Source organism: Delftia sp. K82, from assembly GCF_002193035.1.
Lineage (GTDB): Bacteria > Pseudomonadota > Gammaproteobacteria > Burkholderiales > Burkholderiaceae_C > Comamonas > Comamonas acidovorans.
The window spans coordinates 847820-868222 of sequence record NZ_MYFL01000001.1 but is presented as its reverse complement, the minus strand read 5'-3'; the positions used below and the strand labels follow the sequence as shown (position 1 = coordinate 868222).

The following is a 20403-nucleotide window of genomic DNA, read 5'->3' as shown; positions in this document are numbered from 1 at the left end:
TTATTCCCTTCTAGGCGATGCCCGATTTTAGGGGGACAAAGTTCACGGCCTCCAAAATCGACTGCGTAAACCCGTGTGAACTCTTGTCAATCACCAGCAGTGCCTGCTTACCACCCGTAACCACCATGGGGGCGACAAGCCGCCCGCCCACGGCCAACTGGTCGCACCAGGCCGAGGGCATGCTCTCGCCGCCAGCGGCCGAGATGATGCCCGCATACGGCGCGCCGCTGCCATAGCCTTCCATGCCATCTCCAAAGATCAGATGGACATTGGTCAGCCGCCAGGGACGCAGGTTGCTGCGCGCTTTCTCGTGCAGGCCGCGCAGGCGCTCGATCGAATAGACCTCGCGTGCCACGCGCGCCAGCACCGCCGCCTGGTAGCCGCAGCCCGTGCCGATTTCCAGCACGCGGCCCAGGCCCGACTTCGCGGCTTCCGAACCCAGCAGCAGCTCGGTCATGCGGGCGACCACGCTGGGCTTGGAGATCGTCTGGCCCAGGCCAATGGGCAGGCTGGTGTCTTCATAGGCCTGGTTGACCAGGGCGCTGTCCACAAAGCGGTGGCGCTCCACCGATCCCATGGCGGCCAGCACGGCAGGCGACTGTATGCCGGTGGCGGCCAGCCGCTGCACCATGCGGGCGCGCACGGCGGCCGAGTCCAGGCCGATGCCCGAAGGCTGTTGCGGGGCACGGGCACCGGCCGGCGCCAGCGCAGAGCGCGCAGGCGCCGCGCGCGAGGCCGGCGCAGGGGTCTGCACCGAGCGCGCCACCCACGAGGGAACTCCGGGACGGCGCTCGCTCACGGTTGCACCGCCCCGCCCTGGCCGGCCGACGCCAGCCTGGCCGCCGTCTGTGCCCAGTAGCCCAGGTTGTCGTGGTCGGTCAGGTCCACCTTCAGCGGCGTGACGGACACATGGCCGTGCGCCGTGGCGTGGAAGTCCGTGCCCTCCGAGTCATCCTTGGCCGCGCCTGCGCCGCCTATCCAGTACATCATTTCGCCGCGCGGGCTCTCCTGGGTGATGACGCGTTCGGCCGCATGGCGGCGGCCCAGCCGGCACAGCTTGAGGGGCTTGAGCGCGGACAAGGGCATGTTGGGAATGTTCACGTTGAGCAGCCAGGGCGACAGGCCGATCAGCTCCTGCGATTGCATGTCCATGACCAGCTGGCGCGCGGCGGCGGCAGCGGCCTCGATCTCGGACCAGCCCTTGTCCACCTGCGAGAAGGCAATGGAGGGAATGCCGAACAGAAAGCCCTCCATGGCGGCGCCCACGGTGCCGGAATAGATGGTGTCGTCGCCCATGTTGGCGCCGTTGTTGATGCCGGAGACCACCAGGTCGGGCCGGTAGCCCAGCAGGCCGGTCAGGGCGATGTGCACGCAGTCCGCAGGCGTGCCATTGACATAGCGAAAGCCGTTGTGGGCCTGGTGCACATACAGCGGCGCGTTCAGCGTCAGGGCGTTGGACTTGGCACTGTTGTTGTGCTCCGGTGCCACCACCTCGACGTCTGCCACCGTGCGCAGCGCCTCGTACAGGGCCTGGATGCCGGGCGCCTGGTAGCCGTCGTCGTTACAAATGAGAATCTTCATGGATACAGCAGGGATTGCGGGCGATTGTAGGCGGGCGTCTCGTCGCCCGAGGGACAGGAGGCATTCCCACCACACTCCTATCATCGGCCAGCCATTCAATCACAGGAGACAACCACCATGCACGCTTGGCTTTGCACCACGCCCACAGGCGTCGATCAACTGCAGTGGACGCAGCTGCCCACGCCCACGCCGGGCCCTGGGCAGGTACTGCTCGAAGTGAAGGCGGCCAGCCTGAACTTTCCCGATCTGCTGATCGTGCAGAACAAGTACCAGATGAAGCCTGAGCTGCCGTTCGTGCCGGGCTCGGAGTACGCGGGCGTGGTCCAGGCCGTGGGTGAAGGCGTGAGCCACCTGGCCGTGGGCCAGCGCGTGGCCTGCCTGTCGGGCACGGGTGGCTTCGGCACCCATACGCTGGCGCCGGCCGCGCTGTGCATGCCGCTGCCAGACGGTTTCAGCTTTGTCGATGCTGCGGCCTTCATCATGACCTATGCCACCTCGCACCATGCGCTGATCGACCGCGGCCAGCTGCGCGCGGGCGAGACCGTGCTGGTGCTGGGCGCGGCGGGCGGCGTGGGCACGGCCGCCATCCAGATCGCCAAGGCGGCGGGTGCGCGTGTAATCGCAGCGGCCTCCACCGACGAGAAATGCGCACTGTGCAAGGCACAGGGCGCCGATGCCACCATCAACTACAGCCAGGGCGATCTGCGCGCCGCCATCAAGGAAGCCACCGACGGCAAGGGCCCCGACGTGGTCTACGACCCCGTGGGCGGCGACTTCGCCGAGCCGGCCTTCCGCTCCATCGCCTGGCGCGGCCGCTATCTGATCGTGGGCTTTGCCGCTGGCCCGATTCCTGCCCTGCCGCTGAACCTGCCGCTGCTCAAGGGCGCATCGCTGGTGGGCGTCTTCTGGGGCGAGTTCTCCCGGCGCGAGCCCAAGGCCAATGCGGCCATGATGCAGGAGCTGGCGCAGTGGTACGGCCAGGGAAAGATCAAGCCCGTGATCGACCGCACCATGCCCATGGCCGAGCTGCACGCCGCCTATGCGCGCATGGGATCGCGCCAGGTGCAGGGCAAGCTGGTGATGGTCAACGAGCAGTGAACCGGGCGCTGGCCATGCCACACTGGAGGGCATTGCATTCTGAAACAACTGCCCACCCATGGCCGAGCGCTCCGCTTCCGAACTGGCACGCGAAACCCTGCGGCAACTGGCGCTGAACCGCCTGCCGCCCACCCCGGAAAACTACACCCGCCTTTATGAACAGGCGGCCGGCGAGCCCGGCCCCGCCAGCTTTCCCCAGGGCCCGCTGCGCCATGTCCATGCGCTTTTGCCAGCGCAGACGCCCGGACAGAAGCGCCTGCGCGACCAGTTGGGCGCTGCCATAGAGCGCAGCGACTGGCAAGGCCTGCAGCAGGTCATCACCGCCTATGCCAACGCGGCCTTGCAGCCGCCTGCCCATGAGGCCCGGCCCGTGGAGCTGCCCGTGCCGCCGCCCGTCCAGGCCCTGCCCGACGACCTGACCCAGCAGTTGGCACGGCGCTTCGAGGCCTTGTCCACGCTGCTGGACACCCAGGACACCAAAACCGGGCAACTGCACCAGCAGCTGATGGAGCAGCTGCAATCGCCGCCCGTGGATGCCAAGGCCCTGGCGCGGCGCCTGCACGACCAGCACTACCAGCTGTCGTTCGCCATCGCCGACCAGCTTCAGGTCCTGCAGTTGATGCAGGAGTTGCTGCAGACCCTGGTGCAGCACCTGGCCCAGGACCCCACGCATGGCAGCTGGCTGGTGCAGCAGCTCACGGCCATCGAGCAGGCCATCACCCCGCCGCTGTCGCCCGCGCCCCTGGCCGATGCACGGCGCGAGCTGCAGACCGTGATCCACCGGCGCCTGCAGTTGCAGGACGGCATGGCCGCCGCGCAGCAGGCGCTCAGGGACATGCTGGGCGGCTTCGTGCAGCACCTGGCGCAGATCACGAGCAGCAATGAAACGCTGGGCGCCCGCATGGAAGAGGCGGCACGCCAGCTGGACGGCATCCAGCGCCTGGAAGACGCAGCCCCGCTGCTGCAGCAGGTGCTGGAGGCCACGCGCACAATGGCCGCCGGCAGCCGCGTGGCCCAGGAGGAGCTGCAGGCGCTGCGCGCCCATGTCGATGCCTGCGAGGCCCGCATCGAAACACTGCAGCAGGAGCTGGACGAGGCCGCGCGCCGCGCACGCCACGACCCGCTGACCGGCCAGCTCAACCGCCTGGGCGTGAGCGAGGCGCTGGACCGCGAGGTGGCACGCGCACAGCGCCATGGCCAGCCGCTGAGCGTTGCCCTGGTCGACATGGACGGCATGCAGGCCCTCAATGCCGAACTGGGGCATGCCATGGGCGATGCGGCGCTGGTGCATGTGGCCCAGTTGGCGCGCCAAGGGCTGCGCCCGGAAGACGTGGTGGGCCGCTATGAAGGCCAGGCCTTCGTGCTGCTGCTGCCGCAGACCCCGGAGACGGCGGGCGCCCAGGCGCTGCAGCGCCTTCTGCAGTTGCTGGAGCAGGCGCCTTTGCCCGCATCTGCGCAGACCCCCGGCCAGCCCGCGCCCCGGCCCCTGAGCTTCAGCGCGGGCGTGGCCCAGTTGCAAAGCCACGAAAACGGCATGGACGTGCTGCGCCGCGCCGACACCGCCATGCTGCAGGCCAAGGAGCGCGGCAAGCACTGCATTGCCACGGCATCAGGCGCACAATGGCAGCCAGTTGGAAATGCAGGCGCCGGCCTTTGATCCACCCCAAGGCCACGCCCCGTCTTTCCCCGCTTTTTTGCGCCATCTGCCCCGAACCGCCATGCACCTGCCCTTCAGCGCCTCCGTCCCTGCACCGCGGCGCCAGTTTCTGGTCGGCTCGGGCCTGGCCACGGCGCTGGGCCAGTTGCCTGCCTGGGCCCGGCTGGGCGAGCGGCCTGCGCACAACCCCTTCACGCTGGGCGTGGCCAGCGGCGACCCCGAACCCGACAACGTGCTGCTGTGGACACGGCTGACGCCACCGCTGGCCCAGCTGGGCGAGACCGACACCACGGCCATGCCTGCGCTCAAGATCCGCTGGGAGCTGGCGCACGACCCGCTGTTCCGCCAGATCGTGCGCAGCGGCGAGGCCATGGCCCAGCCCGAATGGGGCCACGGCGTGCATGTGCAGGTGGGAGGACTGGCGCCCGACCGCTGGTACCACTACCGCTTCATGCTGGGACAGGCGGTCAGCGGCACGGGCCGCTGCCGCACGGCGCCCGCCCCCGGCAGCATGCCGCAGCGCCTGCGCCTGGCCTATGCCTCCTGCCAGCGCTGGGAGCACGGCTACTACGCGGCCTGGCGCCAGGTGGTGCAGGATGCGCCGGACCTGGTGATCTTCCTGGGCGACTACATCTACGAATACGCCACGCCCGCCATGACGCTGGGCCTGGCCCGCACGCACAGCCTGCGCGCCGCGCAGACCCTGCAGGACTACCGCGACCGCTACGCCCTGCACAAGAGCGACCCGCTGCTGCAGGCCGCGCATGCCCTGTGCAACTGGTCCGTGGGCTGGGACGACCATGAGGTGGAGAACAACTACGCGGGCGACCAGGGCCAGGGCGATGCCGCGCGTTTCCTGGCCCGGCGCATGGCCGCCTGGCAGGCCTTCTACGAAAACATGCCGCTGCGTGCCAGCGCGCTGACGGGCGCCGGGGCATCGCATGGCGGCGGCGGCCTGCAGCTGTACCGCAGCCTGCAATGGGGCCGGCTGGCCCGGCTGCATCTGCTGGACGGCCGCCAGTACCGCAGCGCCCAGGCCTGCCGCATCGAGGGCGAGGCAGACAAGGGCAGCGTGCGCCCTGCGCAATGTGCGGCCCTGTCGGATACGGCGCGCAGCTTCCTGGGCTGGACGCAGGAGCAGTGGCTGTACCGCCAACTGGCCGAGGACGCCCGCCACCAGGGCAGCGAGGGGCCGCGCTGGAGCATCCTGGCCCAGCCCACCCTGCTGTCGGCGCACCGGCCGCCCTCGGGATCGCAGGCCACGGACAGCTGGGACGGCTACCCGGCCGCGCGCCAGCGCCTGGTGCGCCACCTCACGCCGGGCGCCCAGCCCACGCCGCGCAACAGCGTGCTGCTGGGCGGCGACCTGCACCAGAACTACGTCTGTGCCGTGCATGCCGATCCCGAGGCCGCGCCCGAACGGCGCAACCCCATCGTGGCCAGCGAGTTCTGCAGCACCTCGATCACCTCGCGCAGCGGCACCACACAGGCCAAGGTCGATGCCATCGTCGCCCACAACCCGCAGGTGCTGTACGCACGCTGCGAGGAACGCGGCTATGGCCTGGCAGACATCACGCCCGAACGCTGGACCAGCGAGCTGCGTGCCGTGGCCAACCCCATGCGCGCCGACAGCCGCATCTACACGCTGGCCCGCTTCACCGTCGAGGACAGGCGGCCCGGCCCCGTAGCCAGCTGACAGGGCACTGACGCAGGGCACGACCGAAGGGCACTTTCAGCAGGCCTCGGAATCAGTGGCTATCCTGACATCGCCCCCCTGCATGCCGCCTATCGTATGGTGAGCTGCCTTGCCCCGCCCACCAGAACACGGAAGCCATGCACCTGACTTTCAGCGCCTACTACACCCTGATCTTCGCCGCCCTCGTCCTTTTGCTGGGCAAATGGCTGGTGCAGCACCTGCGCCTGCTGCGCGAATTCAACATCCCCGAGCCCGTGGCCGGCGGTCTGGTCGTCGCCGTCGCCCTGTTCGTGCTCAACCAGACCCTGGGCTACACCTTCAGCTTCAGCAGCGAGCTGCAGATGGCCTTCATGCTGGTGTTTTTCTCCTCCATCGGGCTGAGCGCCAATTTCGCCAAGCTGCGCGAAGGCGGCCGTTCGCTGCTGCTGTTCCTGGCCGTGGTCGCCGTCTTCATCGGCCTGCAGGACCTGGTGGGCGTGAGCCTGGCCACGATGCTCGGGCTCGACCCGCTGTTCGGGCTGATCGCAGGCTCCGTCACCCTGACGGGCGGCCATGGCACGGCAGGCGCCTGGGGCCAGGTTTTCGAGCGCGAATACGGTATCCAGGGTGCGGTCACGCTGGGCATTGCCTGTGCCACCTTCGGACTGGTGATCGGCGGCCTGATCGGCGGCCCGCTGGCCAAGGCCCTGATCACGCGCCGCAGGCTTGCCGTGCACGACCCCGCAGCCGCCCCCGAAAAACAGCCCCCGCTGGGCGAAAGTGCAAGCCACGGCGGCTTCGAGAACCCCGAGCAGACGCGCCTGATCACCACCAGCGCGGCCATAGAGACACTGGCCCTGTTCGCAGGCTGCCTGGGCTTTGCCGAGTTCATGGCGCAGTTCACCGCCGGCACCCTGTTCTCCCTGCCCACCTTCGTCTGGGCGCTGGCAGGCGGCGTCGTGATCCGCAATACGCTGGACTATGTCTTTCACTTCCAGGTATTCGACCGGGCCATTGACGTCTTCGGCAATGCCTCGCTGTCCATCTACCTGGCCATGGCCCTGCTGTCGCTCAAGCTTTGGGAGCTTGCAGGGCTGGCGGCGCCGCTGATGGTGATCCTGGCGGCCCAGACCCTGGTGATGGGCCTGTATGCCGCGCTGGTGACCTTCCGCATCATGGGCAGCAACTACGATGCGGCCGTGCTGGCCGCCGGCCACTGCGGTTTCGGCATGGGTGCCACGCCCACGGCCGTGGCCAACATGCAGGCCATCACCAACCAGTACGGCCCCTCGCACAAGGCCTTCCTCATCGTGCCGATGGTGGGCGCCTTCTTCGTCGACATCGTCAATGCCACGGTGATCCAGCTGTTCATCCGCTGGCTGCACTGACCACCGCGAACACCGAACGCACCATGCCCCTGCTGCGCCGCGCCCTTGCCACCACCCAGGCGCTCGTCCTGGCCCTGCTGCTGGCAGGCTGCAGCCTGCCGCCGCTGGCCGGCCGCAGCGAATCCACGGCGCTGGCGCCCGAGGCCGCCCAGGCCACGCTGCTGGGCCAGGCGCTGGCACCGCTGCTGGACCAGCATCCGGGGCTTACCGGCATCCACGCGCTTTCCGATGCACGCAACGCCTACGCGGCGCGTGCCCTGCTGGCCCGCGTGGCCCAGCGCACGCTGGATGTGCAGTACTACATCTGGCGTGACGACACCACGGGCCACCTGCTGCTTGACGAACTGCGCCAGGCCGCCGACCGGGGCGTGCGCGTGCGCCTGCTGCTGGACGACGGCGGCACGGCGGGGCTGGACACGCAGCTCAGCGCGCTGGACCGGCATCCGCAGATCGAGGTGCGGCTGTTCAACCCCTTTGCGCAGCGCACGCCCAAGGCGCTGGGCTATGTGACGGATTTCTCGCGCACGCAGCGGCGCATGCACAACAAGAGCTTCACGGCCGACAGCCAGGCCAGCATCGTGGGTGGACGCAACATCGGCGACGAGTACTTCGCGGCCACCGACGGCGTGCTGTTCGCCGACCTGGACGTGGTCGCCATGGGGCCGGTGGTGGCCGATATCGCGCACTCGTTCGACCAGTACTGGGCCAGCGCCTCGGCCTACCCCGTGGCCAGCCTGCTGCCGCCGCTGCCCGACTATGCGGTGGCGCGCGCCAGCGAGGCCCTGGCCACCGAGGTGCAGCGCCCCGAGGCCCAGGCCTATGTGCGCGCCGTGGCGCAAAGCCCGTTCACGCAAGAGCTGCTGGCCGGCCGCCTGCCGCTGCGCTGGGCCCGCGCCACCCTGGTCAGCGACGATCCGGCCAAGGTGCTGGGCCAGGTGCCCAGGCAGGGGCTGCTGATCACGCAGCTGGCACCCGCCATCGGCCAGCCGCAGCGCCAGCTGGACCTGGTCTCGCCCTACTTCGTGCCCACCGAGGCCGGTGTACGCGCCCTGGCCGGCCTGCGCCGCCAGGGCATTGCCGTGCGCGTGCTCACCAACAGCCTGGAGGCGACCGACGTGGCCGTGGTCCACGCCGGCTATGCACGGTATCGGCGCCCGCTGATCGAGGAAGGCGTGCAGCTGTACGAGCTGCGCCGCCAGATCGGCGAGCCGGACGCGCCCGCCGCCGATGCAGGCGTGCCCCGGCAGGGGCTGCCATCGCCCGCCGCGTCCTCGGGCGGGAAGGCGGGCGTGGGTTCTGGCAGCCGCCCCGGCAGCTCGGGCTCCAGCCTGCATGCGAAGACTTTTGCGGTCGATGGCGAGCGCATCTTCGTGGGCTCGTTCAACTTCGACCCGCGCTCGGCCCACCTCAACACCGAAATGGGCCTGCTGATCGACAGCCCCGAGATGGCTTCGCAGATGAGCCACATGCTCGACCAGAGCCTGCCGTCCGCCGCATACCACGTGCAGATCGATGCACAGGGCCGCCTGAGCTGGACCACGGAAAGCGGCACGCCGCCTGAGCCACTCACCACAACCACCGAGCCCGGCAGCAGTGCATTCAAGCGCCTGATGCTGCGCGTGCTGGGCTGGCTGCCCATCGAGGGGCTGCTTTGATGCCGGGCCTGGCCGCTCAGTCCAGCCGGATCGACGGGCGCAGGCGCGAATTCATCAAATCGATCAGCCACAGCAGCCCGCCGCGCCAAAAGCCGTAGATGCGGGCCTGGTGCGAGCGGTACAGCATGATGTGGCTCAGCATGGCCATGCGCCCGCGGATCACGCCGCCGTTGAACAGGCCGAATTTGCCCAGCGATCCATAGGCGTCGTAATGGGCCAATGACACCAGGGCGCCAAAGTCGCGGTAGGCAAAGCCTTCGGGACGAAAACCCGGCTCCTTCAGCAGGCGCGGCAGCGTCTCCACCAGATAGCGGGCCTGCTGGTGCGCCACCTGGGCGGTGGGCGGCAGCGGCACGCTGGCGCCGGGCAGGGTGAAGCTGGCGCAATCCCCCACGGCGTAGACATGGGGGTCGCTGGTCTGCAGCTGGCCGTTGACCTTGAGCTGGTTGCCTTGCGTGGTCTCCAGTCCCAGCTGCGCCAGGAAGGCCGGGGCCTTCACGCCCGCTGCCCAGACACGCAGCCCTGCGGGGACGAACTCGCCGCTGGCCAGCACGAACCCCTCTTCGCTGGCCGACTGCACGCGGCCGTTGACGATCACCGAAACGCCCAGGGCCTGCAACCGCAGACGCGTGGCTTCGGAAATCTCTTCAGGAAAACCGGGCAGCAGGCGCGGCCCGGCCTCGATCAGCACGATGCCGAAGCGCGCGGCCTCGCCCAGCGCGCCGTAGGCCCGGGCGCTCTCGGCCAGTTGCACCAGCTCGGCCGCCAGCTCCACGCCCGTGGCGCCGCCGCCCACGATGGCCACGCGCAGCTGCTCGCCGCTGGTCATGCAGCGCACCATGCGCAGGCGGATCTCGCTGTTGAAGGCATCGGCCTTGCGGCGCGAGTCGATCATGAAGCAGTGCTCGTCCACGCCCGGCGTGCCGAAATCATTGGCGCCGCTGCCCACGGCGATCACCAGCCTGTCGTAGGCAATGCGCCGGCCCGGCACGATCTCGCGGCCATCGGGCGCCTCGATGGGGGCCAGCAGCACCTCGCGGGCCTCGCGGTCCAGGCCGCACATTTCTCCGGGCTGGTAGGCAAAGCTGGCGTCGCTGGCCTGGGCCAGGTAGGTGGTCTGCTGCTGGGCCAGGTCGCGCGTGCCGGCCGCAATGGTGTGCAGCATGGGCTTCCAGACATGGGCCGAATCGCTGTCCACCAGGGTCACGGAGCCGATGGCGTCCGTGCGCCCCTTGCCCAGCGCCGTGGCAATCTCCAGCCCCGCCACGCCACCGCCCACGACGACGATGCGCGCCCCGCCCGATCCCGTTGCCGAACCCGCTTCTTGTTCCTTGCCCATTGCTGCTCCCCGCCGGAAGGCCCGGCCGGCCGCACCATGCGCCGGCTTGCAGGACATTCGCTTCCAGACAGTCTTGATTCTTGTCAGTTTGGGTAGCAGGCGACTTGCTAGGGGTAAGCCCCAAATCTGCAACAGATATCTGATAGAAGACCGTCGATCGCGCAAGGCCCAGTCTTGTACAGGACCGCGCTGCAGGAAAAACCTCATCCCTGCCGGATGGCCAGCCGGACGTGATCATTGCGCTATCAACACAAGAGCATCCACCGCCTACGTCACGCAGCATCGACGACGACATGACGGCCTGCATCTGCAGGCCTGCACGAATGCCCCGCCGCCGGGCCCGCGATTTGCGATTGTCAATATACGAAACGTATATTCCCCGTATGATCGCCACCCCATGGGAATCGTCAAAATATCCGACCAATTGCACGACCAGATCCGCCTGTCCAGCGCGGCCCTGGGTCGATCCATCAACGCCCAGGCCGAGCATTGGCTGCGTGTCGGCCAGTTGGCCGAACACCATCCCCATCTCGACTACGCAGGCATCTGCGCCCTGCTGCTGCAAGAGGCCGCGGCCACGCTGAAGCTGGGCGAGCCCGAAGCGGCGCCGGCTCCCGCCGATACGGCAGCACGCCGCCCGCGCCCCGTGCGCCTGTCGGAAGGCCTGCAATGAGGGGCGCCAAGCTGCGCAGCGTTCCGCTGCACGATGCCCTCGATATCGGGCAATCACGCAAGGCCGGTGGCCTGGCCGCCCGCGTCCTGCAGATGCTGGTGCCCCACGTGCAGCCAGGCGTCAGCACCGAGCACCTGGACAGGCTCTGCCATGACTTCATCGTCGACGAACTGCGCTGCGTGCCCACCAACGTGGGCTACCACGGCTTTCCGAAGACGGTCTGCACCTCGCCCAACCACGTGGTCTGCCACGGCATCCCCGACGCCCGTCAGATCCTGCGCGAGGGCGACATCCTCAATGTCGATGTGGCCGTGACCACGCCCGAGGGCTGGATCGGCGACACCAGCCGCATGTACTACGTGGGCCAGCCCTCCAACCAGGCGCGCCGCCTGGTGGAGACCACCTACGAGGCCCTGCTGGCCGGCATCCGCGCCGTGCGCCCCGGCGCCACGCTGGGCGACATCGGCCATGCCATCCAGACCGTGGCCCAGCGCGAGCGCTTCAGCGTGGTGCGCGAGTACTGCGGCCACGGCATCGGCAAGGTCTACCACGACGACCCCCAGGTGCTGCATTACGGCCAGCCCGGCCAGGGCATGGTGCTGGAGGCCGGCATGATCTTCACCATCGAGCCCATGCTCAACGCCGGCAAGGCGGCCACGCGCGAACTGGCCGACGGCTGGACGGTGATCACCAACGACAAGTCGCTGTCCGCCCAGTGGGAGCACATGGTGGTGGTGACCGACACGGGCTTCGACGTGCTCACGCGCTGGCCCGAGGGCACGGGCAGCTACGCGGCCATCTGAGCATGGCGTCCAACTACCTGTACCTGGGCCTGGCCATCGTCGCCGAGGTGGCGGCCACCTCCTGCCTCAGGCAGTCCGAAGGCTTCACGCGGCTGTGGCCCAGCGTGGTCACGGTCCTGGGCTACGCGCTGGCCTTCTACTTCCTGTCGCTGACGCTGCGCACCGTGCCCACGGGCGTGGCCTATGCGATCTGGTCGGGCGCGGGCATCGTGCTGATCTCCCTGGTCGGATGGCTCTGGCAGGGCCAGACGCTGGACCTGCCCGCGCTGGCGGGCATGGGCCTGATCGTGGCGGGCGTGCTGGTCATCCAGCTGTTTTCCAAGACGGCCGGACACTGAGCCGCTGCCCGCGCTGCGGCCTGGCCATCAGCCCGTGATGGCCTGGACCGACCCGGCTTGGCGGCGCAGCTCGAACTTCTGGATCTTGCCCGTGCTGGTCTTGGGCAGCTCGCCAAAGACCACGGCGCGCGGCACCTTGTAGCCGGCCAGGTGCTTCTTGCAGTGGGCCACGATGTCTTCGGCCGTGGTCTGCGCGCCGGCCTTCAGCTCGATGAAGGCGCAGGGCGTCTCGCCCCACTTGGGATCGGGTTTGGCCACCACGGCGGCGGCCAGCACGGCCGGGTGGCGGTAGAGCACGTCCTCGACCTCGATGGACGAGATGTTCTCCCCGCCCGAGATGATGATGTCCTTGCTGCGGTCCTTGATCTGTATATAGCCGTCCGGATGCTGCACGGCCAGGTCGCCCGTGTGGAACCAGCCGCCGCGGAAGGCCTCGTCCGTGGCCTGCGGGTTCTTCAGGTAGCCCTTCATGGCGATGTTGCCCTGGAACATGATCTCGCCCATGGTCTGGCCGTCATGGGGCACGGGTTCCATGGTCTCCGGATCGAGCACGCTGGCCGAGCGCTGCAGGTGGTAGCGCACGCCCTGGCGGGAATTGAGGCGCGCGCGTTCGCCGATGTCCAGCGCATCCCAGGCTGCATGCTTGGCGCAGACCGTGGCCGGGCCATAGACCTCGGTCAGGCCGTAGACATGGGTGATGTCGAAGCCCAGCTGCTCCATGCCCTCGATCATCGAGGCCGGTGGCGCGGCGCCTGCCACCATGGCCTTGACTCCGGCGGGCACTCCCTCCTTCATGGCGGCCGGCGCGTTGACCAGCAGGCCGTGCACGATGGGCGCGCCGCAGTAATGCGTGACGCCGTGGTTGCGGATGGCGTCGAAGATGGCCTGCGCCTCCACCCGGCGCAGGCAGACGTTGACGCCGGCGCGTGCCGCCACCGTCCACGGAAAGCACCAGCCGTTGCAATGGAACATGGGCAGGGTCCACAGGTAGACGGCGTGCTTGGGCATGTCCCACTCCAGCACATTGCTGATGGCATTGATGGCCGCACCCCGGTGGTGGTAGACCACGCCCTTGGGGTTGCCCGTGGTGCCGCTGGTGTAGTTCAGCGCAATGGCGTCCCACTCGTCGGCAGGCAGCTGCCAGTCGAAACCGGCATCGCCACCGGCCACGAAATCGTCGTAGTCCAGGCTGCCCACCTGCTCGGCGGCCGGGCCGTACAGCGCGTCCTCGACCTGGATCACCAGCAGCGGTGCGCTGCGCTGGCGCAGCTTCAGTGCCTTGGCCACCACGCCCGTGAACTCCGGGTCCACGATCAGCACCTTGGCCTCGCCGTGGTCCAGCATGAAGGCGATGGTTTCCGCATCCAGCCGCGTGTTCAGTGCATTGAGCACGGCCCCCGCCATGGGCACGCCGAAATGCGCCTCCACCATGGGCGGCGTATTGGGCAGCATCACGGCCACGGTGTCGTTCTTGCCCACGCCCGCCTTGTGCAGGCTGCTGGCCAGCTGGAGGCAGCGCGCATAGGTCTCGCCCCAGTTGCGGCGCAGCGTGCCGTGGACCACGGCCAGCCGCTCGGGATAGACCTCGGCCGTGCGGGCGATGAAGCCCAAGGGGCTGAGCGGCGCATGGTTGGCGCTGTTGCGCTCCAGATGCTGGTCGTAAATGTGGGTCATCGTGGTCTCCGGTTCGCTGGGTTTTCTGGTGAGATGCCCGCCTGCCGCCGCAGGCTGGCGAAACCTGAAGATATAGCAAGACAGGCTTACACAAGCTTGATGCGCATCCACCCGGCTCGCCACCGCACAGGCCCGGATAACCAAAGCGGCATGCATGGTCTTTGCAGGGCATCACGACTTTCAGAATTTCATGGAAACTGAAAATACCTATGCAGAACAATCACTTGACCTGCCTGCGGACACGCCTGTGACTGTCCCCCAGGCGACTGCACAACCACAGTCCTCTATAAGACATCATTTATCAGATGACTCGGCCGCACGGCCCCGGCTTCACTCGTAGAATCGCCGCTTGGATTCGCCGGCCAGCACCGCTGGAAGGCGAACAAGGAGTTCCTAGAGGAGTCGCCTGGCAACGCTCCAGGCATCGTTGGAGACGAGCCTGCACCCCACCGGTGCAGGCTTTTTTTTGCTTCAGCGCAGGCTCAGGGACTGGCGCTTCCAGGCCGGGTCCTGCCAGCGCTGGAACAGCGGCAGGGCCGATACATCGCCGGTCACGCGCTCGGTGGCCAGGCCGTCCAGCCGCACCACTTCGAAGCTCTTGCGGTAGCGGCCCTGGCCACGGGCCTCGCGCGCCACCAGCATCAGTTGGCCGCCAGGCACCCAGCCCGCCCATTCGGCCACGCCGGTCTCCGGGGCGGTGGCGGCCGGGGGCAGCACGTCGGCCAGCCAGCCGCCTTCGGTCTTGCGCAGCACCCACAGTTCGCGCCAGCCTTCCAGCGGCTGCACGGCCAGGGCCACGGCCGTGCCCTCGCGGTTGGTGCTGGCCGATGCGGCCCACACCACGCCATAGGTGCAGCGGCGCAACAAAGGGGCCTTGGCGCCGTGCTGGGCGTCCACCAGCAGCACGCAGGTTTCGCCGGCAGCACCGGGCTCGGTCAGCAGCGTCGGGCGGGCTCCGGCAGCAGGAGCCGCAGCAGCAACAGGCGACAGCGCCCAGCGCACGGCGCTCACCCGCATGGCCGCGTCGTTGTAGGCGCTCTGGTCTTCATCGGGCAGCTCGGACTTGCTGACGCCCGTGAACTCGGCCAGCGCCCGGGCGGCCGATGCCGCCACGGCAGGGTCGGCCATGCTCTTGCGCGCCTGCTGAAAGGCCAGCGCCGCCCACACGCTGGCGCGGCGCATCTGCACGCGGCCGCGCAGGTAGGGCGGCAGGCCGGTCACGTCCACGCGCTCCAGCACATCGGCCTGCCAGGCATGCATGCGGGCGCGCTCATGGGCCGGCAGATCGGGGTCCACGCATTCGGGCCGTGTCAGCGCCAGGGCGGCGCGGGCGCGCTGCGGCGCGTCGGCGGCGGGCATGGCCAGCACGCGGCGGAAGAATTCGCCTTCATAGCAGACCTGCATGCGGCCTTCGACCTCATAGGTCGCAAAGCGCAGGCCGTAGCCGTTGGCCACATCCAGGTGGGCCGACAGCGTGGCGCCCGAGGCCTTGCCGGGCGCAGCGGCGGAGGCGCGCCGCGCCAGCCGGTCGGCAAAGCCGCCCAGTGCGTCGAAGGCCTGCGCGCCTTCGGCGCCAGCCAGGGTCCTGGCGGGCGCGGCCTGCAGGTAGGCGGCCGCCAGGCCGATGCCCAGCGCCTCGGCACCGGGCGTGTCCTGCACGAAGCGCAGCACGGCCAGCAAGGCGGGGGCATCGGCCTCGGTCATGGCCACGCGGCGCACATCGCCGGCGCGGATGAAGCCGCCGCGCTCGCGCTTGTGGTCCCAGACCTGGAGGTAGTCCAGGCGTTCGCCCCTGATCTCCAGCACCTCGCCCTGCCACAGGCTGGCCTGCTGCTGGGCGCCATCGCGCGGCGCGGCGCGCAGGCTGGCCTGGTCCTGCACCACGATGGCGCTGCCCATGCCGGTGGCCAGCGCTGCGGCGGCCAAGGTCGATACGGTCAGCATGGCTTATTGCTCCTGAACGGCTGCGTTGGCATCTTCGGCCGCCACGGAGGCTGCGCCGGCCTGTGCATTGCGGCTGCCGCCCAGCAGGGCCGCACCGATGAAGTCGCCATTGGTCGGCGGGGGCGCGATGATGACCTGGATCTTGTCCGAGAGCTTGTCGGCCAGCGTCTTCTGGATCAGCAGCGGGTAGCGCGTGACCAGGGTGCCTTCGCGCGCCATCTGCTCGGCGTTGACCTTGCCCAGGCGGTCCATGCGGAAGGCCTCGGCCTCGGCCAGCTTCTGGCGCGCATCGGCTTCGCCATTGGCCTCGATGCGGCGGGCCTGGGCGCTCCCCTCGGCGGCTTTCACGCGGGCCACGCGCTCGGCCTCGGCCTCCAGCTGGCGCTGCTCAATCTGGCGCTGCTTGAAGGGCAGCACATGCTTCATGGCCTCTTCCTGGGCACGCGCGGCAATCACCTGCTCGCGTGCGGCGGCTTCGGCGGCCACTTCGCGGCGCACCTTGTCGGCATTGGCGTCCAGCTCGGTTTCCTTGACGCGCTTGTCCTTGAGTTCCAGCGTGTAGCGCATCTTCTCGGAGGCCAGTTCCTCGGCCAGCAGGCTGTCCATGCCGCGGCGGTACTCGGCGGGCAGGTCCACCTTGCCGATCTGGATGCTGCGCAGCGTGACGCCATCGGCCGCCAGGCGCGTGCGCAGTTCCGTTTCCATGATCTGGGCGATCTCGGCGCGCTTGGTCGAGAAAATTTCGCGCACGGTGTAGCGCGCAAACACCTTGTAGACCAGGCCCTGCACGGCGGGCTCCACGATGTCGCCGCCTATGTCCAGAGGCAGGTTGCCGGCCTTGACGGCGGGCGATGCGGGATCAAGCGCATAGCGCACGTTCAGGTCCAGACCCAGGGACAGGCCCTCGACCGACTGCAGGGGTGCGCTGCCATTGGCCTGGCGCATGGCCTCCGGGCGGTAGCTCTGGTCGCGCAGGGAGAACACGCGCACCGTGTGCAGGCCCGGCACCACCCACACGCTGCCATCGCGCCACAGGCTGACCGAGCCCGTGAACTGGTTCAGGCGCACGCCCAGCGTGCCCTGCTCCAGGTGCTGCACGGGCGGGTTGCGCACCACCACCAGGCCGGCCGCCACCACCACGGCGCCGATGGCCAGCCAGCGCACGGTACGTGCCGTGGGCAGCAGGACCGCCCAGTCCACGGGCTGGCGGCGGGGCGCGTTGGCCGGCAGCGTTGCAGCATCGGACCCGGCTGCGGGCGCGGCAGGGCCGGCTTCGTCCAGGCGGGCGGACTTGCGGCCCGTCAGGGCCTGCATGATGCGGTTCCAGGTGGCTTTCATGGTGTTCTCTCTCTCGGCTGTGATGGCTGTTGTTGGCTGTTGTTGGCTGTTTCTGAGGCACCGGAAACAGGGGTGGCTCATTGAGGACCGATTGTTCGAATCTGCCCCGGAAGCAACAACGCAGCGCACGGACCAAAGCGCTCACACCGGCAGCGCAAACGCTCCGGCCCCGGAAGAAAAACTCACACCCGGGCCGGCGCAGGGCCGAGATAATCCCGCGAACACCGCCACGGCGGCCTCCCCCGACCCCACCACTGCACAGCCCCATGACCCGTATCGCCGTGATCGAAGACGACCTGCCCACCAGCAACCAGTTGGCGGGATGGATACGCAGTGCGCGCAGCGGCATCGTGATCGACCAGTGGTTCACGCGCGACGAGGCCGAGGCCGCTCTGGCGCGCGAGCACTACGACGCCGTGGTGCTGGACATCGAGCTGGGCCGCGAGCGCCACGCGGGCGTGGCCCTGATCAACGCCATCAACAAGCTGGGCCAGGGCACGCCGGTGCTGGTGGTCTCGGCCATGCCGGCCGCCATCTACCGCAGCATCATGAAGGCGCTGGACGCCTGGGACTACCTGCAAAAGACCACCTTCGAGGAGGCGGACTTCATCGAGACCTTCCTGGACATCCTGCGCACCACGCAGCGTGCGGCGCCCGTGGCCGCGCAGGCAGCCGCAGCGCCTGCAGGCGACGCCCTGGTGCTGGACCCGCTGTGGCAGCGCACGCCCACCTGGCGCGGAGAGCGCATCAACCTGCCGCTGACGGCCCAGCGCATCCTGGCCACGCTGCACCAGCGCAGCGGCGAAGTGGTGTCCTACGACGAGCTGTTCGAGGTGGTCAAAAGCGGCCGCAACCGCGACAACGTGCGCAAGCACGTGAGCACCATCCGCGAGGCCCTGCGCGAGGTGGACCCGGGCTTCGAAGGCATAGAGAACGTGCCCATGCGCGGCTTTCGCTGGGTGGGCCAGGCCGGCGCCGCCGTCCGCACATGAAGCGCCTGCTCAACCCCAGGCTGGAGCTGCCCCGGCTGGAAGTGCCGCGCCTGGGCCTGGCCGCCTTCCGCCAGCGCATCCTGCTGCGCGGCGTGTTCGTGCTGCTGGCCGTGGCCACGGTGGCGCTGAGCGTGGTGGTGCTCAAGGACGAGAAGGAACGCGCCTGGCAGGCCTACCAGCACGGCTTTGTGCGCAGCCAGGCCGAGGTCATGGCGCGGCTGCGCCATCCTTCGGGCCGGCTGGCCCTGCTCAACGCCGGCCACCTGGGCCAGGGCGTGACGCCGCTGGCGCCGCTGCTGCTGCCCTATGCGGCCATCGACTTCGACGATCCGCAAAAGTCCCAGCAGGCCGTGGAGATGGCCGGCTGCTCGGTGCAGTATCCCGATGGCGCCTCGCTGTGCGCAGCCATTGGCAACAATCCCTACGCAGGCGGATTCATCTATCTGGTGGGCAGCTTCTTCGCAGGCGAGCTGACACCGCGCGAGCGCGGCTCGCGCGAGCCCGCCCAGGCGCACCGCGCCCGCATCACGCTGGACATGCGCGGCAGCACCTACCGCTGGATTGCGCCCTATGAGGCCATGCCGCAGCAGGGCAACAAGTCCGGCAACGGCGAGCACGGCCGGCTCACCGGCTTTGTGGATAACGGCACGCCCCAGCTTGAGGCCCGCGCGCGGCCCGTGCGCGATTTCCGTGGCTGGCTCTGGCAGAACGGCCATTGCCGCGACCTGCCGCCTGGCGTGCAGGGCCATGGGGGCAATGACAAGACACCACCTGCAGCCGACTGCCTGCGCCGCACGCACTACTCCATCCGCCTGCCGGTCGAGCTGTTCCGCGAAGCCCTGTTCCGCAGGGACGTGCGCCCCGTCTGGCCGCCTGAAGACCTGGGCAGCATGCGTGTGCGAGTGGAAATGCTGGCCCCCGGCGACACGGAGCCGCCGCTGTTCGACAGCAACTCGCCTGGGGCGCAGCTTGCGGCCTCGCTCAACGACATCTCGCGCAGCCTGCTGCCGGGCGAGCGCGTGCAGATCCGCAAGGTGGGTGCCGACGAGGCCAGCGCCATCACCCTCAAGGGCGTGGATGTGCAGGCCGCGCCGTCGGCGCCCTGGCTGCTGCGCCTGATCAGCTGGCTGCCGCTGGATGCGGCCGGCGTCTCCGCCGCCACCATGACCCCGGCCGTGCCCACGGGCCAGGACATTCTGGACACGCCCACGGGCAACTACACCGTCAGCTTCACCGGCCACCCGCGCGATGTGGAGCAGGGCCTGGCCGCCGTGGCCACGCGCCTGTCCTGGTACCTGGGCGCCATGCTGGCCGCCATTGCGCTGGCCTGGCTGATCGTCGAGTTGGGGCTGATCCGCCGCGTGACCGCCCTCACCCGGCGCGCCGCCGCCGTGTCGTACAACGTGCAGGACGGCCATGTCGGCCCGCGCCTGGGCGACCTCGAAGTGTCGGACCTTCGTGGTTCCGACGAGCTGGGCATTCTGGCCGGCGGCCTGGCCGACCTGCTGCAGCGCGTGAAGGACGACCTGCAGCGCGAACAGCTGCGCGCCCAGCAGGAACGCGACATGTGGCATGCCGTGGGCCACGAGATCATGTCGCCCCTGCAATCGCTGATGGTGCTTTACGGGCCCGACGACCCCGGCCACCGCTACGTGCAGCGCATGCAGCAGGCCGTGCATGTGCTCTACGGCACGGCATCGCCGGCCGAGGCGCTGCAGGCCGCCAACGTGCCCGAAGGCCGGCTGGACCTGAACGCCTTCCTGTCCCACGTGGCCGCCAACGCGCACTTTGCGGGCATTGCCAATGTGGTCTACGAAGGCGGGAGCGGGGAAGGGGGCGGGAACAGGGACGGCACGGGCGCCGTGATCGTGCGCGCCGACGAGTTTGCGCTGGAAGACGTGGTCACCCACATCCTGCGCAATGCCGACAGCTACCGGCCCGCGGGCACGGCCATCACGCTGTCGCTGTCGGCCTCGGAGTCCGCCGCCAGCGCCACGCTGCACAACCAGGGCGCCACCATTGCGGAGGACCTGCTGGAGCGCATCTTCGAGCTGGGCGTGTCCGCCCCCCAGGAGCCGGCGGCCGCCGGCAGCGCCGAGCACCGGGGCCAGGGCCTGTTCGTGGCCAGGACCTACATGGCGAAGATGGGCGGCACGATCAAGGCGCACAACACGCGCGATGGCGTGGCCTTCACGCTGACCTTCCAGCGCCTGGGCTGAGGGCCGGGCACCGCCGGCCAGTGCCCCCG

Annotated in this window: 16 protein-coding genes; 10 read left to right on the top strand and 6 right to left on the bottom strand. The window is 69.1% G+C overall.

Annotated elements, in window-relative coordinates; all coding sequences use genetic code 11:
- Positions 1–10: 10 nt before the first annotated feature.
- Both KDK82_RS03815 and surE read right to left on the bottom strand, forming a co-directional pair.
- On the bottom strand, positions 11–799 hold the full coding sequence (locus KDK82_RS03815) for a protein-L-isoaspartate(D-aspartate) O-methyltransferase (RefSeq protein ID WP_065346020.1): 789 nt from the start codon (positions 797–799) through the stop codon (positions 11–13).
- Complete coding sequence (gene surE / locus KDK82_RS03810) at positions 796–1581, bottom strand: 5'/3'-nucleotidase SurE (protein ID WP_088164055.1); 786 nt, start codon at positions 1579–1581, stop codon at positions 796–798. Before surE ends, KDK82_RS03815 begins: the two co-directional genes overlap by 4 nt.
- Positions 1582–1698: 117 nt before the next feature.
- Here surE and KDK82_RS03805 point away from each other — a divergent pair, with 117 nt between their 5' ends.
- The 5 genes from KDK82_RS03805 to KDK82_RS03785 all read left to right on the top strand — a co-directional run bounded on the left by KDK82_RS03805 (position 1699) and on the right by KDK82_RS03785 (position 9054).
- On the top strand, positions 1699–2679 hold the full coding sequence (locus KDK82_RS03805) for an NADPH:quinone oxidoreductase family protein (protein WP_012206829.1): 981 nt from the start codon (positions 1699–1701) through the stop codon (positions 2677–2679).
- Positions 2680–2737: 58 nt separating this feature from the next.
- Positions 2738–4336, top strand: coding sequence for a GGDEF domain-containing protein (locus KDK82_RS03800; RefSeq protein ID WP_088164054.1), 1599 nt, complete (start codon positions 2738–2740; stop codon positions 4334–4336).
- A 61-nt stretch (positions 4337–4397) separates the two neighbouring features.
- Positions 4398–6032: an alkaline phosphatase gene (locus KDK82_RS03795; protein WP_065346023.1), complete on the top strand. Its 1635-nt coding sequence runs from the start codon at positions 4398–4400 to the stop codon at positions 6030–6032.
- Positions 6033–6169: 137 nt separating this feature from the next.
- Positions 6170–7399 (top strand): sodium/glutamate symporter, encoded by a 1230-nt coding sequence (gltS, locus tag KDK82_RS03790; RefSeq protein ID WP_012206832.1) that lies wholly within the window; start codon positions 6170–6172, stop codon positions 7397–7399.
- A gap of 23 nt (positions 7400–7422) precedes the next feature.
- A complete protein-coding gene (locus KDK82_RS03785; RefSeq protein WP_088164053.1) occupies positions 7423–9054 on the top strand; it encodes a phospholipase D family protein in 1632 nt (543 codons plus the stop codon).
- A 16-nt stretch (positions 9055–9070) separates the two neighbouring features.
- Here the strand turns inward: KDK82_RS03785 and KDK82_RS03780 are convergent, their stop codons facing one another.
- Positions 9071–10393 carry an NAD(P)/FAD-dependent oxidoreductase gene (locus KDK82_RS03780; RefSeq protein WP_013801159.1) on the bottom strand — a complete coding sequence of 441 codons (1323 nt, stop codon included), beginning with the start codon at positions 10391–10393 and terminating at the stop codon, positions 9071–9073.
- Positions 10394–10790: 397 nt separating this feature from the next.
- Between KDK82_RS03780 and KDK82_RS03775 the strand changes: the two genes are divergently transcribed.
- Genes KDK82_RS03775 through KDK82_RS03765 form a run of 3 tightly spaced genes read left to right on the top strand, consistent with a single transcriptional unit; the run spans position 10791 to position 12207 of the window.
- Positions 10791–11066, top strand: a complete 276-nt coding sequence (locus KDK82_RS03775; RefSeq protein ID WP_016447576.1) for a ParD-like family protein — start codon at positions 10791–10793, stop codon at positions 11064–11066.
- Positions 11063–11869: a type I methionyl aminopeptidase gene (map, locus tag KDK82_RS03770; protein ID WP_046240831.1), complete on the top strand. Its 807-nt coding sequence runs from the start codon at positions 11063–11065 to the stop codon at positions 11867–11869. The genes KDK82_RS03775 and map overlap by 4 nt, the downstream gene beginning before the upstream one ends.
- 2 nt (positions 11870–11871) lie before the next feature.
- Positions 11872–12207 carry an SMR family transporter gene (locus tag KDK82_RS03765; RefSeq protein WP_088164052.1) on the top strand — a complete coding sequence of 112 codons (336 nt, stop codon included), beginning with the start codon at positions 11872–11874 and terminating at the stop codon, positions 12205–12207.
- 27 nt (positions 12208–12234) lie between these two features.
- On the opposite strand, the gene KDK82_RS03760 is transcribed toward KDK82_RS03765, so the two are convergent.
- The 3 genes from KDK82_RS03760 to KDK82_RS03750 all read right to left on the bottom strand — a co-directional run bounded on the left by KDK82_RS03760 (position 12235) and on the right by KDK82_RS03750 (position 17163).
- Positions 12235–13881, bottom strand: a complete 1647-nt coding sequence (locus KDK82_RS03760) for an acyl-CoA synthetase (protein WP_088164051.1) — start codon at positions 13879–13881, stop codon at positions 12235–12237.
- Between the two features lie 471 nt (positions 13882–14352).
- The gene (locus KDK82_RS03755) at positions 14353–15825 is read right to left on the bottom strand and encodes a hypothetical protein (protein WP_043819126.1); all 1473 of its coding nucleotides are present in this window, start codon (positions 15823–15825) and stop codon (positions 14353–14355) included.
- Positions 15826–15828: 3 nt separating this feature from the next.
- The gene (locus KDK82_RS03750; protein WP_088164050.1) at positions 15829–17163 is read right to left on the bottom strand and encodes an SPFH domain-containing protein; all 1335 of its coding nucleotides are present in this window, start codon (positions 17161–17163) and stop codon (positions 15829–15831) included.
- Positions 17164–17429: 266 nt separating this feature from the next.
- On the opposite strand from KDK82_RS03750, the gene KDK82_RS03745 reads away from it, so the two are divergent.
- Together KDK82_RS03745 and KDK82_RS03740 are read left to right on the top strand one after the other, a co-directional pair.
- Positions 17430–18155, top strand: a complete 726-nt coding sequence (locus KDK82_RS03745) for a response regulator transcription factor (RefSeq protein ID WP_012206841.1) — start codon at positions 17430–17432, stop codon at positions 18153–18155.
- Positions 18152–20374 carry a HAMP domain-containing sensor histidine kinase gene (locus tag KDK82_RS03740; RefSeq protein WP_088164049.1) on the top strand — a complete coding sequence of 741 codons (2223 nt, stop codon included), beginning with the start codon at positions 18152–18154 and terminating at the stop codon, positions 20372–20374. The genes KDK82_RS03745 and KDK82_RS03740 overlap by 4 nt, the downstream gene beginning before the upstream one ends.
- Positions 20375–20403: the final 29 nt, after the last annotated feature.

What these genes read in the sequence shown, in the direction of transcription:
- surE (WP_088164055.1), bottom strand. Translation starts at nt 1,581, where the DNA reads ATGAAGATTCTCATTTGTAACGACGACGGCTACCAGGCGCCCGGCATC.
- KDK82_RS03805 (WP_012206829.1), top strand. Translation starts at nt 1,699, where the DNA reads ATGCACGCTTGGCTTTGCACCACGCCCACAGGCGTCGATCAACTGCAG.
- KDK82_RS03800 (WP_088164054.1), top strand. Translation starts at nt 2,738, where the DNA reads ATGGCCGAGCGCTCCGCTTCCGAACTGGCACGCGAAACCCTGCGGCAA.
- KDK82_RS03795 (WP_065346023.1), top strand. Translation starts at nt 4,398, where the DNA reads ATGCACCTGCCCTTCAGCGCCTCCGTCCCTGCACCGCGGCGCCAGTTT.
- gltS (WP_012206832.1), top strand. Translation starts at nt 6,170, where the DNA reads ATGCACCTGACTTTCAGCGCCTACTACACCCTGATCTTCGCCGCCCTC.
- KDK82_RS03785 (WP_088164053.1), top strand. Translation starts at nt 7,423, where the DNA reads ATGCCCCTGCTGCGCCGCGCCCTTGCCACCACCCAGGCGCTCGTCCTG.
- KDK82_RS03780 (WP_013801159.1), bottom strand. Translation starts at nt 10,393, where the DNA reads ATGGGCAAGGAACAAGAAGCGGGTTCGGCAACGGGATCGGGCGGGGCG.
- KDK82_RS03775 (WP_016447576.1), top strand. Translation starts at nt 10,791, where the DNA reads ATGGGAATCGTCAAAATATCCGACCAATTGCACGACCAGATCCGCCTG.
- map (WP_046240831.1), top strand. Translation starts at nt 11,063, where the DNA reads ATGAGGGGCGCCAAGCTGCGCAGCGTTCCGCTGCACGATGCCCTCGAT.
- KDK82_RS03765 (WP_088164052.1), top strand. Translation starts at nt 11,872, where the DNA reads ATGGCGTCCAACTACCTGTACCTGGGCCTGGCCATCGTCGCCGAGGTG.
- KDK82_RS03760 (WP_088164051.1), bottom strand. Translation starts at nt 13,881, where the DNA reads ATGACCCACATTTACGACCAGCATCTGGAGCGCAACAGCGCCAACCAT.
- KDK82_RS03755 (WP_043819126.1), bottom strand. Translation starts at nt 15,825, where the DNA reads ATGCTGACCGTATCGACCTTGGCCGCCGCAGCGCTGGCCACCGGCATG.
- KDK82_RS03750 (WP_088164050.1), bottom strand. Translation starts at nt 17,163, where the DNA reads ATGAAAGCCACCTGGAACCGCATCATGCAGGCCCTGACGGGCCGCAAG.
- KDK82_RS03745 (WP_012206841.1), top strand. Translation starts at nt 17,430, where the DNA reads ATGACCCGTATCGCCGTGATCGAAGACGACCTGCCCACCAGCAACCAG.
- KDK82_RS03740 (WP_088164049.1), top strand. Translation starts at nt 18,152, where the DNA reads ATGAAGCGCCTGCTCAACCCCAGGCTGGAGCTGCCCCGGCTGGAAGTG.